The organism is Chloroflexota bacterium, assembly GCA_035652535.1.
Taxonomy (GTDB): Bacteria; Chloroflexota; UBA6077; order UBA6077; family SHYK01; genus DASRDP01.
On sequence record DASRDP010000131.1, the window covers coordinates 1 to 14,105 of the forward strand.

The 14,105-nt window shown below is 68.7% G+C and carries 9 protein-coding genes; 8 read left to right on the forward strand and 1 reads right to left on the reverse strand.

All coding sequences use genetic code 11. The annotated features are described in order from the left end of the window. Nucleotides 1-314: 314 nt before the first annotated feature. The 7 genes from VFC51_16655 to VFC51_16685 all read left to right on the forward strand — a co-directional run bounded on the left by VFC51_16655 (nt 315) and on the right by VFC51_16685 (nt 11,490). Nucleotides 315-3,203 carry a response regulator gene (locus tag VFC51_16655; protein ID HZT08655.1) on the forward strand — a complete coding sequence of 963 codons (2,889 nt, stop codon included), beginning with the start codon at nt 315-317 and terminating at the stop codon, nt 3,201-3,203. Between the two features lie 95 nt (nt 3,204-3,298). After that, complete coding sequence (locus tag VFC51_16660; protein HZT08656.1) at nt 3,299-3,670, forward strand: response regulator; 372 nt, start codon at nt 3,299-3,301, stop codon at nt 3,668-3,670. A gap of 24 nt (nt 3,671-3,694) precedes the next feature. After that, nucleotides 3,695-4,933 carry a response regulator gene (locus VFC51_16665; GenBank protein HZT08657.1) on the forward strand — a complete coding sequence of 413 codons (1,239 nt, stop codon included), beginning with the start codon at nt 3,695-3,697 and terminating at the stop codon, nt 4,931-4,933. A gap of 1 nt (nt 4,934) precedes the next feature. Further along, complete coding sequence (locus tag VFC51_16670) at nt 4,935-7,538, forward strand: ATP-binding protein (GenBank protein ID HZT08658.1); 2,604 nt, start codon at nt 4,935-4,937, stop codon at nt 7,536-7,538. A gap of 9 nt (nt 7,539-7,547) precedes the next feature. After that, nucleotides 7,548-8,024 (forward strand): hypothetical protein, encoded by a 477-nt coding sequence (locus tag VFC51_16675; GenBank protein ID HZT08659.1) that lies wholly within the window; start codon nt 7,548-7,550, stop codon nt 8,022-8,024. A 3-nt stretch (nt 8,025-8,027) separates the two neighbouring features. Continuing rightward, a complete protein-coding gene (locus tag VFC51_16680) occupies nt 8,028-9,623 on the forward strand; it encodes a DUF5671 domain-containing protein (protein HZT08660.1) in 1,596 nt (531 codons plus the stop codon). Between the two features lie 97 nt (nt 9,624-9,720). After that, complete coding sequence (locus VFC51_16685) at nt 9,721-11,490, forward strand: hypothetical protein (GenBank protein HZT08661.1); 1,770 nt, start codon at nt 9,721-9,723, stop codon at nt 11,488-11,490. Between the two features lie 107 nt (nt 11,491-11,597). On the opposite strand, the gene VFC51_16690 is transcribed toward VFC51_16685, so the two are convergent. Further along, the gene (locus VFC51_16690; GenBank protein HZT08662.1) at nt 11,598-12,725 is read right to left on the reverse strand and encodes a cupin domain-containing protein; all 1,128 of its coding nucleotides are present in this window, start codon (nt 12,723-12,725) and stop codon (nt 11,598-11,600) included. A 111-nt stretch (nt 12,726-12,836) separates the two neighbouring features. On the opposite strand from VFC51_16690, the gene VFC51_16695 reads away from it, so the two are divergent. Then, nucleotides 12,837-13,949 carry a hypothetical protein gene (locus VFC51_16695; protein ID HZT08663.1) on the forward strand — a complete coding sequence of 371 codons (1,113 nt, stop codon included), beginning with the start codon at nt 12,837-12,839 and terminating at the stop codon, nt 13,947-13,949. Nucleotides 13,950-14,105 lie beyond the last annotated feature (156 nt).

The window sequence follows — 14,105 nt, forward strand, 5'->3', positions numbered from 1 at the left end:
GGGCGGAGCCCGAAGGATCTCGCGCGATCGAGATCCTTCGCTACGCTCAGCATGACAACACCACGCGCTCAGCACAACGCCCTTAGGGTCATCCTGAGGGCGGAGCCCGAAGGATCTCGCGCGATCGAGATCCTTCGCTACGCTCAGCATGACAACACCACGCGCTCAGCACAACGCCCTTAGGGTCATCCTGAGGGCGGAGCCCGAAGGATCTCGATTGCGTGGCAGGACACGCGCCGTTCGTGCCTTGTCCCGCGTGTACGCCACCGGGCGGCGGTGCTACACTGCGGGGCATCCGGGCTCGGTGGTGGCGGATGACCCTGCAACGCCAGATCCACGTTTCGGTCGTCGCCCTGGTCGTCGTCGCCGTGCTGGCGTCGGTTGCGCTCCTCTCCTGGAACGGGGCTCGCGCGCAGCTCGAGGAGGACGCCGTCGTGCTGGGGGCCGCCGCCGCCCAGGTACACGACCAGAGCGGCCTTCAGCGCATCGCCGATAGCCTCGTCGCTGCCGATTCGGCCCGCACGGTCCGAATCGTCGACGCCTCCCTCACGACGCTCGCCGTCAGCGGTGGAGCGGGGGCCGACGCGCCCGGGCCGCCCCCAGAGGCCGAAGCCACCGCGCTCCGCGCTGCTATCGACGATCAGCAGCCGCGGAGCCTCCTGGACTCCACCGGGTTCACCGTCATCGCCCCCGTCGTCGACGACTCGGGGGCGGTCATCGGCGCGACGCTCCTCGCGATGCCGACCGATCGGCTTCGCGCAGCGTTCGCACAGAGCGTCCGGGGCGCGGCGCTCCCCATCGGCCTGACCCTGATCATCGGCATTGCGTTGGCGTGGCTCGTCTCTCAGGCCTTCGTTCGCCCGGTACGTCGGCTCGACCGGGCGGTCCATCAGCTCGAGTCCTATTCCTTTGAATCAAGCAGCCTCGACAGCCTCGCGAGACAGCCGACCGAGCTGGGGCGCGTCGCGCAGCTCCTCCAGCGGATGGCGAACGCCGAGGATGGCTGGCGCCGGTCGCTGGAAGGGCTGCGGCAGGCCAAGGAGGAGCTGGAGAAACGGGTCGAGGAGCGAACGCGAGACTTGAAGGCGTCCCTCGAGCAGCAGACCGCCCTCAACGAGTCTCTCAAGGTCATGGGCGCGGGCCTCCAGCAATCCATCGAGGAGCTGAAGGCGCTCGCTGACGTCGGACGGGCGCTGAACTCCACCCTGGACCTCCAGCAGCTCCTCACCACCATCGTGAGCCACGCGGTTCGGCTCTCGAAGAGCGAGGCTGGCACGATCTACGAGTTCGACGAGGACCAGGGAAGCTTCGTCATGCGGGCGAGCGACGGCGTGAGCGACAGGGTGGCCGACGCCCTGCGGAACCGGCGAGTGCTGGCGGAGAGCACGATCATCGGCCAGACGGCGCTGCGCCGCGAGCCGACCCAGGTGGCGGACCTGTGGGATAGCGGCGAGCCGCCCGACGTCGTCGCGCGGGAGTTCGGGTTCCGCGCCATCATGGCCGTCCCGCTCCTCCAGGAGGGGAGCGTGATTGGCGGGCTCGTCGTGCGGCGATCGGAGCCCGGCGCCTTCGAAGACGCCACCGTTCGACTCCTCCAGACCTTCGCCACCCAGTGCGTGCTGGCCATCCAGAACGCGCGCCTCTTCCAGGAGATCGAGGAGAAGGGGCGCGAGCTCGAGATCGCCAGCCGCCACAAGTCGGAGTTCTTGGCGAAGATGAGCCACGAGCTGCGGACGCCCCTCAACGCCATTCTGAGCTACAGCCAGCTCCTCGTGGAAGAGGCCGAAGACGTCGGCCAGGAGTCCTTCATCCCCGACCTCAACAAGATCCAGACGGCCGGCCGACACCTCCTCGAGCTGATCAACAGCATCCTCGACCTCTCCAAGATCGAGGCCGGGAAGATGGAGCTGTACATCGAGCCGTTCAACGTCCCCACCCTCGTGCACGACGTGCTCACGGTCGCGCAGCCCCTCGTAGCGAAGAACCAGAACACGCTCGAGGTCGACTGTCCCGACAGCACGGGCGACATGGTGGCCGACCTCACCAAGGTCCGGCAGGTGCTCCTCAACCTCCTCAGCAACGCCAGCAAGTTCACCGATCACGGAACGGTGAGCTTGACGGTACGCCGCGATCGCGCGGACAGCGCCGACTGGGTGGCCTTCAGCGTCGCAGACACCGGCATCGGGATGAATGAGGAGCAGATGGGGAAGCTCTTCCAGGCGTTCACCCAGGCGGAGGCGTCGACGACCAGCAAATACGGCGGGACGGGGCTCGGGCTCGCCATCAGCCGACAGTTCTGCCGCATCATGGGGGGCGACATCACCGTGGCGAGCACGCCCGGCCGCGGCTCCACCTTCACCATGCGCTTGCCAGCCGAGGTCCGGGACACGGCCAGCCCAGCGGCGCTCACGACCGAGCCGATCGAGGCGCAGGACAACGGCCGCCCCACGGTTCTCGTCATCGACGACGATCCAACGGTGCACGACCTGATGCGCCGCTTTCTCCAGACGGAAGGATTTCACGTCGCGACCGCGTTGAACGCCGAAGACGGCTTGCGGCTCGCGCGCGAAGTGCGCCCGTTCGCCGTCACCCTCGACGTCATCATGCCGCACACCGACGGCTGGACCGTGCTGTCCGCGCTCAAGGCGGCCCCCGAGACCGCCGACATCCCGGTCATCATGCTCACCATCGTCGAGCAGCGGCAGATTGGCTACACCCTCGGCGCCGCCGAGTACCTCACCAAGCCCATCGATCGCGATCGGCTTCTCGCCGTCCTCAATCGCTATCGAGCCGACGAGGACGGCCGCCGCGTTCTCATCGTCGAGGACGACCCCGCGACGCGGGAGATTCTTCGCCGGTGCCTCGAATCGGACGGCTGGACGGCGGACGAGGCGACCAACGGCGTCGACGCGCTGGAGCGGATCGCGGAGGCCCGCCCTGCACTGATCCTTCTGGACCTGCTGATGCCCGTGATGGATGGATTCGACTTCGTCGCGACCCTACGCCAGCGCCCGGAAGGACGATCGATCCCGGTCGTGGTGGTCACGGCGCAGGACCTGTCGGCCGAAGCGCGCAAGCGCCTGAACGGCCTCGTCGACGCGGTGATGCAGAAGGGCACCTACACCCACGAGGAGTTGCTCCTCGAGGTGCGCGAGCGGCTCGCGGCCGCGAAGGGCAGGGCGAGAAGCTCCACCCCGCGGTGACGTTGCGCGCCCGACGGTGATCTCGTACCGTGTACGGCGGAGAACTGCGGATCCGAGGGATGCGCCACGGCGCGACCCTCCAGAGGGGAGCGGCGATGCCAAAGGTCCTCCTCGTGGAAGACGACGAAATGAACCGGGACTCGTTGAGCCGGCTGCTGCGACGGCGGGGCTTCGAGGTGGTCATCGGGGTAGACGGTCAGGAAGGGATCTCCCTGGCACGGTCTGAGGCGCCCGACATCATTCTCATGGACATGAGTCTCCCGGTGATGGATGGCTGGGAGGCGACGCGCCAGCTCAAGGCGTCGTCCGATACGCAGTCGGTGCCCATCATCGCGCTGACAGCCCACGCCATGGCCAGCGACCGCGACAAAGCGCTCGCCGCCGGCTGCGACGATTTCGACACCAAGCCCATCGAGCTGGATCGCCTGCTCCCCAAGATCCACGCGCTCCTCGGCACGGACGCGTGACCGCGCGGCGCCGCTGGCTGTGATATGAGCAACGCACCAGACTGGGAAGAGTTCCGTCGAAGCGTCCGGCACGAGCTGCGCACGCCGGTCAACCACATCCTGAGCTACGGGCAACTCCTCCTCGAGGACGCCGAGCAGTCCGGGCCGGAGAGCTTCGTCGCTGAGCTGCGCAAGATCCAGGAGGCGGGGCGGGAAGCGCTGACCATCATCGGCGCAATGCTCGACGCGGCGCCGGGCGATGCGGTCGCCGCTCGGACGTATTCGACGAACCTCTTCAGTCTCATGGAGTCCGTCGAGCAGCGGGTGATGCAGCTGCGGCGGTACGTGCTGGAGGATGGGAACGAAACGGCCGCGGCAGACCTCGATCGCATCGCCACGGGCGCGCGGCGCCTTGTCGCGATTCTCGCGCAAACGAACCTCAACCCTACGGAGGGCGTCGAGCCACGCATCAGCAAACCGGCCGTCCGAGTGAACAGCGGCACGATGGGCGCCGCCGTGGCCGGCCGCGCGGAGCCAGCGGAGCGGCGCCATCGGGAGGGCGAGCTGCGCGGCAGGATTCTCGTGGTCGAGGACAACGAGCTGAGCCGCGACGCCGTTGCCCGCATGCTGGAGCGGCTGGGTCACACGGTGCTGCGCGCAGAGAACGGACGTCGAGCCCTGGAGATCGCCGAGTCGGACAACGTCGATCTCATGCTGCTGGACATCGTGATGCCGGAGATGTCCGGATACGACGTTCTGGAGCGCTGTCGAGAGCGCGCCGAGCTCCGCGAGATCCCGATTATCATGATCTCCGCCTTGGACGAGCTGTCCAGCGTCGTCCGCTGCATCGAGATGGGCGCGGAGGACTATCTCCCCAAGCCGTTCGACCCGGTCCTTCTGCGCGCGCGGATCGGGGCGTGCTTGGAGAAGAAGCGGCTGCGCGACCAGGAGGTCGAGTATCTCAGGCAGGTAGCCGCCGTGACTGACGCCGCGGCGGCGGTCGAGGACCGGTCATTTACGTCCGAGAGCCTGGCGCTCGTCGCGTCCCGACCGGACGCCCTGGGCCAGCTCGCGCGAGTGTTCGACCGAATGGCCCGCGAGGTGATCGCGCGCGAGGAGCAGCTCCTCCGCCAGGTCCAACAGCTCCAGATTCAGGTCGACGAAGCCAAGAAGGCGCGCGAGGTCGCCGATATTACGAACACGGAGTACTTCCAGCAGCTCCAGCGTCAGGCGAGCACGCTGCGTCGGACCGCCGGGCCGAAGCCAGAATCCCGGGAGGGCTGACGTGGATCCCGCCGAGGGCTACGCCCCGCAGGTCCCGATCGAGACGGTCGCGCGGACCGCGCGCGAGCTGGCGGCGTCCCAACACCCACGCGATGCCCTGAAGATTGCCGCGCGGGCGCTCCGCGACGCGACGGGGGCCGAAGGCGTCGCCCTCCTTCGGGTCGACGGACCCCGATCCGTGCCAGCATACAGCGCGGGCGTCGTCATCCCCCCCGGTCCGATCTCGGAGAGCAAGCTCCTCTCCCTCGGCCACGCGTATCCCCTCGTACTCTCGGGCAAGGTACGGGGGCTGGTCCTCCTCTCGCGCCCGACTGTCGCCCTCTCCGACGACCCGGATCGCGGTCTGGAATCGCTCCTCGACCTCGCGGCGCTCTCTCTGCGCAATTTCCGCGTCGCGGAGGAGCGCGTGCTCGCCGGCGATACCGTGGAGCGGCTGTCCAGCCAGACCCAGCTCGACGCCGAGCGCTTTCGCGCGCTCCATGAGCTGGCGGTCGTGGCAGCCGGCGAGCTGAATCCGACACGGCTCGCCAGCGCGGCGGCTAACCTGGCCAGCGTGCTGCTCAACGCGGAGAGCGCTGCCATCTACTGGTGGAACCCGGCGCTCGAGCGCCTTGTCGCCATGGCGCAATGCGGCTCAGACCCGTCGGAGAAGTACCTGCCGGCATCCCTCGGCGCCGGAATCGTGGGATATGCCTACACCCGACGCGAGGCGATCAGCGTCGACGACTTCACGACGTGGAAGCACCGCGAGCAATCCATCCGCGAGACGATGCGGTCAGGATCGGCCGTGCCCCTGTGGGCGGGGAGCAACGTCGTGGGGGTCCTCGTCGTCAAGAGCATCGCCCGACGCCACTTCAGTCCCACGGAAGTGGAGACGCTGACGCTCATCGGCGCGCAGATCGGGCCGGCCCTCGCATCCGCCCACTACTACCGCCAATCCGAAAGCCGCCGGGCCATGGCCGAGGCGCTCGCCCAGCGGGCGCAGGAGAGCGAGCAGGTCGCGGCCGCTCGGGCAGAAGCGCTCACCGCCAGCGAGGAGCGGTACCGCGAGATCGTCGAAGCGGCGCACGAGGGGATCTGGCACCTGGACGCCGAGGGGCGCACGATCTTCGTCAACCCGCGGATGGCGGAGATGCTCGAATATACCGTCGCCGAGCTTCAGGGACGGCCGATGATCGATCTCGTCCACCCCGAGTGGCGCGGAGAGGTGAGTCGCCGCCTCGGCTTGTTTGCCCGGGGCCTGACCGGTCGCTTCGACGACCGCTTCATCACGCGAAGTGGCAAGGACCTCTGGACTCGCTCCTCGGCCCACTCGATGATCGACGGGTCGGGATCATACCGCGGGCTCTTGCTCATGGTGACCGACATCTCCGAGTCGCGGGCGGCGGAGATCGCGCTGCGCGAGAGCGAGGAGCGCCTGCGCCAGGCCCAGAAGATGGAGTCCATCGGGCTGCTCGCCGGCGGCGTCGCCCACGACTTCAATAATCTGCTCACCGCCATCATCGGCTTCAGCGACATGGTGACGGCCAAGCTGCCGCCTTCGAGCCCGTTGGCGGATTACATGAACCAGATCGTTGCAGCCGGAGAGCGGGCATCGGAGCTGACGCGCCAACTCCTCGCCTTCAGCCGGCAGCAAGTGCTCCAGCCCGAGGTCACAGACCTTCGCGTCATCGTCGACGACATGGTGAAGCTCCTGCGCCGCGTCATCGGCGAGCACATCGAGCTGGAGACCATCAACCCCGACACGCTGGGCAACGTCCTCGTCGACCGGGGCGAGATCGAGCAGGTGCTCCTCAACTTGGCCATCAACGCTCGCGACGCAATGCCCTCGGGCGGGAAGCTGACCATCGAGACGCGATCGCTCGACGCGCGCGAGGCCGCCCGTCGCCGCGGCGCACTCGTGGCGACGGACGCGGAAGTCGCGCGCCCCTCCGTCCTGCTGCGGGTGACCGACACCGGCTGCGGAATGGATGAAGCGACCCGCGAGCGCATCTTCGAGCCGTTCTTCACCACGAAGGAGAGCGGGAAGGGGACCGGTCTCGGCCTCGCCACCGTCTATGGCATCGTCAAGCAGAGTGGCGGCGACATCACGGTGACGAGCCAGGTCGGCATGGGAGCGACCTTCGAGATCATCCTTCCGGTCCACGCCGGACAAGCTCGGAGTCGGCCGCCCCAGGTGGCGATCGCCGCAGTGCCAGGCGGGGGGGAAACGGTCCTGGTCGTGGAGGACGAGATAGGCGTGCGGGCGCTCGCGCGCTCGGTCCTGGAGGCCAAAGGGTACACCGTGCTGGACGCGGAGAGCGGGGAGGCCGCCCTCGCGCTCATGGACAGCTATCCGGGCGTGATCGACCTGGTCGTGTCCGACTTGATGTTGCCGGGAATGAACGGGCGCGAGCTGGTCGAGCGCATGATCGCGCGAACCCCGGCGCCGCGATTTCTGTACATGTCCGGCTATTCCTCGGACGTCGTGATCCACACCAATGCCATGACGGCCCAGGTGGAGTATCTCCAGAAGCCGTTCACCCCGGCCGCCCTGGCCACGAAGGTGCGCGCGGTGCTCAACGGGCCCCTTCGGAGCCCCATACCCCGCGCCCCCCGGGTGTAGCATTTCGCAATGGACCGTTTCACGTGGGCCGCAGTGGCGGGCGTCGTCCTCCTCAGCGTGGTCGCGATTGTCGTCGCGGTGGCGCCTCGGGGGGAGCAGCAGCCACCGGACCTGACGACCCCCCAGGGAGTCGTCGCCGCCTACATCCTCGCCGTCCAGGACAAGCGCGCTGACGACGCCTGGGCCATGCTGGAATCGCCGTCAGCCGTAGAGGCCGTCCCTTCGCCCGCCGGCCAGACGATGACGCGAGAGACGTTTCGCCAGCAGGTCAACAATGCGCAGCAAAACGGCGATCGACGACTGCGCATCGTCGACACGAAAGAGCAGGCCGACGGGGTGCGGGTCGACGTCGAGATCACCACCTTTACCGGCGGCCCCGCGATCTTCGGGTCCGACTCGTACTCTCGATCGGCAACATTCATCCTCGTGCGCAGTGACAGCTCCTGGCGCATTCGGTCGTCTCCGCCGATCTGGCAACTGGCCTGAGCCATGGTCGCCGTTCGGCGCCTGTACTTCCTCCTCGTGGCAGGGGTGAGCCTGGGAATGCTCGTCACGGGCGCCGCGACGCTCGGCAGCACCCTGATCGAATGGGCGCTGAGCCCCGGCTCCATCACCGCCACCTTCCGACAAACCATCGCCGGCTCCACCGCGGCGGCCCTCGTCGCGCTCCCCATCTGGGCGCTCCATTGGGCCCTGGCCCAGCGCGCGGCGGCGCGCTCGCCGGCGGAACGGGAGGCCGCCCTCCGACGCCTATACCTCTACGTTGTCTGCGGCGCGCTGATGGCGGCCATCGGGTTCATCGGCGCGCGAGCGCTCCACCTGGGTCTTCTGCTCCTGATTCGCGATTCCGGGGGCGATGCCGTTGGCCTGGTTCGCGCCCTGTGGCAGCTTGCCCTGGTGGGGGCATTCTGGGGCTACCATCTGGACCGCGCGGCGAAGGACCGCTCGCTGGTCGGGGAGACCGGCGCCAGCGCGACGCTCCGGCGCTGGTACGCCTACGGCGCCGTGCTCGTATCTGTCGTCGTCGTGCTGTTTGGCGCGCGCGAGCTGCTCACCGTGACGATGCTCGCGGTCACCCAAAGCCAGCCAGCGGAGTCACGCCACGTCGTCCGGGTCGTCGCGCGCACGCTCGTCGCCCTCGGCATCGGCCTGTATCATGCGCACCTCACCGCCCGCCTCGACGAGGGGGAGGAGGAGCGACGGTCGACCCTTCGGGCCGTCGCGGGGTTCGGCATCCTGGCGCTCGGCATCGCCATGGCCCTCACGCAGACGAGCCGCGCTCTGTACTATCTCCTCGCGCGGGCCCTGGGCGTGGAGGCGCCCGGCGGCGCGCGAGGCGAGATCGGCGGCCTCCTCGCCAGCCCCTTGTCCACCATCGCCGTCTTCGGCCTCGCCTGGGCGCTGGTGCGGCGACGGCTCATCGCCGACGCGCGGCAGACGGAGGCCCCGCGCCAGGCCGGCGTGCGCCGCCTCTACACCCACCTCGTGACCCTCATCGCCCTCGCGGCATTCACGGCCGGCGTTGCCGGGGTGCTGTGGACCATCATCGAGGCGGTCGATCCGACGTCGGCGCTCGTCGGCCCAACCTCGACCCGGGATCGGCTGAGCCTGTTCCTCACCCTGGTCGTCGTCGGGCTGCCGGTCTGGGCGGGGCACTGGCGCCCGGCTCCGTCGCCCGGGGAGCGCCAGGCGCTGAGTCGCCGTCTCTATCTCTTCGCAGCGCTGCTGATCGGCGTCCTGGCCCTCCTCGGCAGCGGCGCCTATCTGGTGGAGCGCGTCCTGTCGACGATCATGGGCGTCGGGCCGCCGGCACTCTGGTCCGCGGTCGCTCGGGCGCTGGCGGTTACCGTGGTGGCGGCGGCCGTCGTCGCGTATCACTTCCGCGTCCTCCGGCTCGACGCCGCGACGCGGGCGGCCGAGCCGGGGCCCGGGCAGTTCGGGACCTTTCAGGTCGAGATTGTCGGAGCCTCAGCATCGGAGGTCGCCGCTGCCCTGGCGCGCCTGCCGTCCGGCGCGCGGTACACCATTCGAACCGCCGACGGCGCGGACGCGGCCGGCGCCGAGGGTGGCGCCGCGGGCGCTTGATGGCCCTCGGCGTTGACGATTATTATCGCCCGCAGCGCCAGCGCTTCGTCCGGATCGACCGAAGCGAACCACCCTCCCCCAAAAGTAAAGGCTTGTGATGCGTGATCTCCGCGCCAACCTCCTGGCTGCCAGGCTCGACCTCGTGGTGCTGACCCTGGCAGGCGTCGTGTTCCTCGTCTTCTGGCTCGTGGACTTCTCCGGCGAGCCGCGCCGTCAGCTCATCGCGGGCGCCATCGCCGTCGCGATCCTCGCCCTGGTCGTCGCGGCGTTCGTCGCGGCGAGAAGAAGCGAGCCCGCCAGCGGAGATCCGCGCTTCATCGCGAGCCGGCGCTTCACGCTCCTGGTTGGCGCCGGCGCCGTTGCGCTCTTCTTCATCGTGCGGTTCAGCGCGGTCACGGCCCTCGCCTACTGGTCCGAGGAGATCGGATGGGCCGAGATCGCCCGGCGGATCGTCGAGGGGGCGCGCTGGGACCCGTTCCTGGCGAAGTCCGACTACCCGTCCTCGTTCCAGGCGTTTCCCCTGGCGCTGCTGGTTGCCGTGGGCGTGCCTACGGTCCTCGCGTCCAAGATCATCGCAGGCGTCTACTTCGCCATCAGTGTCTATTTCTTCGGACGGCTCGCGCGGGAGCTGCTGCCGGACCGGCCGGGCTGGTTCGAGATCGTCTTCCCGCTGGTGCTGGCCGCCTTCTCCACCGTGTCGTGGTTCATCGTGATGACGGGGTGGCACGAGATCACCCACGTGAACCTCATCATCTTCGCCTGCTGGTACTACGGCCTGCGCCTGATCAAGTATCAGGAGCGCAGCGCCGCCATCGCGCTCGGCCTGTGGAGTGGGCTCGCCCTTTGGACGTTGTACACACCGGCCGTCTTCGCCATCCCGATGGGATTGATCGTCCTGGCAGGGATCGCCGGCCCCGTGGGCCTGCCGCGCAAGCTGACGTTCGTATCGTGGGGGGGCCTGGTGACGGCGCCGGTCATCGGGCTCGCCCTCAGCTCGCACGGCGGGATCCTCAACCGCCACGCCGCCTTCTACCTGCGCGGCGGCGAGTGGGCGGGAAGCACCTGGAGCGCTGAGCGCAATCCGCTCCACACCTACCTCCTCAGCACCGTCCAACTGGTGAAGGACACGGCCCCGGTCTTTGGACGGCTCGACTGGGAGGCCGCGCAGCGGCCCCACCTCGAGCCCCTCGTCTTCGCGCTGGCCGCCGTAGGCATGGTCGCCATCCTCCTATCGCGTCGCCGATTGCTCATCGGCGGGGTGCTCTTGCCGGTCCTCGGGATGGTGGCGGGGCTCGTCCTCTCGAACCCGACGCCGTGGCGCGAGAGCTGTATCACGGCGGGCGCCCTCGTCCTGGCGGTCGTCGGATTTGGCGCCCTCTGGCCGCTGGTCAACCGGAACGTCGCGGTGTCGGGCGCCGTCGCCGCGCTGGTCATCATCTTCCAGTTGGCGACCTTCGTCAGGACGTCGAGCTACCTGGAAGCGTTCCAGAACATCCCGCTGTTCGCCAGCGGCAAGGCCGCGGCGGCCAGCGTCGCCTTCGCTAAGCAGTGGCTCACGACCTCGCCATCGAAACAGATCCTCGTTCAGGACGATCTTTGGGGGCGGTTCGTCGCCGTCGATCTCCCGGCATCGGCCCAGGTGCGGCGCGTGCAGTCGGGCAATGACATCAAACCGGACGTCTGCAGGCCCTCCTGCCTGCTCCTGGGCTACGACGTCCAGGGCACGCCGGCCAAAGAGTCGGATTACGAATCGGGGCTTGCGAAGCTGTCCCTCAAGACGACCAAGAGCGTGGTGTTCTCCGAGCCCGGCCAAGAAGGCTACGCCATCGTCGCGGGGGAGGGGCAGCAAGCCACCCGTTCGCCCTGAGCTCCCGCCCCGTTCGCCCTGCGGCGACGGAGGGGAGATTACGCTCCTTCCCCCCAATGGGGGAAAGGTTCGGGATGGGGGGTTGACCCCAGTCCCCGTTCCCGGGGCTACGACGCGGCGCGGGCGCCGCCGAAGCGCTCCTCGTACGTCGCCACGACCGGTTGATGGCCGCCGTGCTCCGCGTACTCGTGCTCTTCCAAGAGGCTGAGCGACTCCAGCACGGGCAGGTCCGTCGTGGAGAACAGAACCGCTTCGTCCGTGCCCGTGTTGGCGTGCTCGTGCCAGCACCAGGGCGGCAGGGCGAAGAAGTCGCCCTGGCGCCACGTGATCCGCACGCCATCCACCACCGAATACCCCTCGCCGCGATAGACGTGATAAACGACGCAGTTGGCGTGGCGGTGCGCCCGCGTGTGGACGCCGGGCCGAATCATCTGGATGTTGCAGCCGATCGTCGGCAGCACGTGCCCGCCGTTGGTCGGGTTCGTGTACTCGAAGGCCACGTCGTCGAAGGGGCTGGTTTCCAGCTTCGCCAGGTGGTGCAAGGCTCGCTCCGTCTGGTCCCAGGGGTAGACGAGCTGCGGCGAGATCGCCTTCGACTCGGTCATCCACAGCGGGCGGAAGTGACCATAGCCGTACCGGCCGTAGGAGTCGCCCTCCGGGCGCGTCGCCGGCTCCAGCTCGTCGGGATACTGCTGGTAGCGAGCGATCTTAAGGGCGTTGACCACCAGTGGCCCGTCCAGGCTGTCCATCCAGAGCACGGGCCCGCTGGCCTTGCTGACGTGGCCGTGGTAGCACCAGCCCGGTGTTAAGACGAGGTCGCCGGGCCGCATGGCGACGGGCTCACCATCCACGATCGTCACCGCGCCCTCGCCCCGGATAATGAAGCGGATCGCCGCGTTGGTGTGACGATGGGAGGGCGCGATCTCGCCCGGCAGCACCATCTGGACGTTGCCGGAGAGCATGTGAGTGGCCGATTGGCTGGGCGTGACGCTGGGGTTGTTGAGGGTAACGACGCGCCGCTGGGCGTCTGGCCCCGGCTGGACCAGCTCGCCCGCGCGCTGGACGAAGCCCTCGATGTCAGACCAGCGCCAATGCGCGGGGTTGTAGGGCGGCTGCGGCTCGGACGGCCGAGTCCCCGCCTGGTGCTGGCGCCAGAGCGCGCCCATCGATCGAGACGCCAGATCCTCGTACAGCCGCTCCATCGAATCGGTTCCCGCGTCCGGCGCCGCAGCCATCGTCCTCGCTCCTTGTGGGTGTTTGGCATATTCAACCACGGCGCCGGGCCTCCGTCAACGACGCGACGGACACTGCTACAATCGGTCGCGGCTGCGAGATGGAGGTGACGCGTGGGAGCGCGATATCGCGCCGAGCAGGTGGGAAGTCTGCTCCGGCCCAAAGCGCTGCTGGATGCCCGGGCGTCATTGGCCGCCGGCGCGATCTCCGCGGAGGACCTCCGGAAGATCGAGGACGAGGCGATCCTCGCCGCGCTCCGGATGCAGCGCGAGGTCGGGCTTGACGTGTACACCGATGGCGAGTTCCGCCGCGGATCGTTCTTGGGCGGGCTCGCCGACGCCGTCGACGGATTCGTCGAGGACAAGATCGCGATGGAGTGGCACGGGCCGGGGGGCGCGCCGGAGGGCAGCGTGGCCCAGGTGGTCGGGGCGAAGCTGCACCAGCGCCGACGCCTCTCCGCCCACGAGGCGTCGTTCCTCCTGCGCCACGCGCCCGGACCCATCAAGGTCACCGTGCCCAGCGCCACCAACTTTCCGGACGTCAGCTACAAGCCGGGCCTCAGCGACCGGTTCTACCCGACCCGCTCCAGCCTCCTCCAGGAGATCGCGCAGATCATCCGGAACGAGGTCAACGCGCTGGCGACCGAGGGCATCCCCTACATCCAGCTCGACGCGCCCCGGTACCTCTACTACGTCGACGCCCGACTGCGGGAGCAGCTCCGAGCGCGCGGTGTCGACCCAGACCTGGCGCTAGACGAAGCCATTGCCACGGACAACGCCGTGATTGAAGACGCGCGCCGCCTGGCGCCGGCGCCCGACACGCTCACCCTGGCCATCCATCTGTGCCGCGGCAACTCGCGCAGCCGGTGGTTCGCCGAGGGCGGGTACGACCTCATCGCGGAGAAGCTGTTCGGGCGGCTCGCCGTCGACGCGTTCCTCCTCGAGTACGACACCGATCGGGCCGGCGGGTTCGAGCCGCTGCGGTTCGTTCCGGCCGGCAAGACCGTGGTCCTGGGGCTCGTCACCACGAAGGACCCAACCCTCGAGTCGCAGGAGACGCTCCTCCGCCGCATCGACGAGGCTTCCACGTACGTGCCGATGGAGAACCTCGCCCTCAGCCCGCAGTGTGGGTTCGCGTCGGTCGCGGCCGGCAACCTACTCTCCGAGGACGACCAGCGGCGCAAGCTCGAGCTGGTCGTGGAGACCGCCCGCCGCGCCTGGCCATAGCATCCCCTCCACTCGACGCGGCGCGCAAATCCCTCTCCCCCGCGGTCGGTTCCCCCAAACCCCGCTCCCCCGCGGTCGGTTCCCCCAAACCCCGCTCCCCCGCGGTCGGGGGTGTACTCAGGCGGTTTGCTGCAATGGCCGCACTCGCAAATCCCT

What these genes read in the sequence shown, in the direction of transcription:
- VFC51_16655 (HZT08655.1), top strand. Translation starts at nt 315, where the DNA reads ATGACCCTGCAACGCCAGATCCACGTTTCGGTCGTCGCCCTGGTCGTC.
- VFC51_16665 (HZT08657.1), top strand. Translation starts at nt 3,695, where the DNA reads ATGAGCAACGCACCAGACTGGGAAGAGTTCCGTCGAAGCGTCCGGCAC.
- VFC51_16680 (HZT08660.1), top strand. Translation starts at nt 8,028, where the DNA reads ATGGTCGCCGTTCGGCGCCTGTACTTCCTCCTCGTGGCAGGGGTGAGC.
- VFC51_16690 (HZT08662.1), bottom strand. Translation starts at nt 12,725, where the DNA reads ATGGCTGCGGCGCCGGACGCGGGAACCGATTCGATGGAGCGGCTGTAC.
- VFC51_16660 (HZT08656.1), top strand. Translation starts at nt 3,299, where the DNA reads ATGCCAAAGGTCCTCCTCGTGGAAGACGACGAAATGAACCGGGACTCG.
- VFC51_16685 (HZT08661.1), top strand. Translation starts at nt 9,721, where the DNA reads ATGCGTGATCTCCGCGCCAACCTCCTGGCTGCCAGGCTCGACCTCGTG.
- VFC51_16675 (HZT08659.1), top strand. Translation starts at nt 7,548, where the DNA reads ATGGACCGTTTCACGTGGGCCGCAGTGGCGGGCGTCGTCCTCCTCAGC.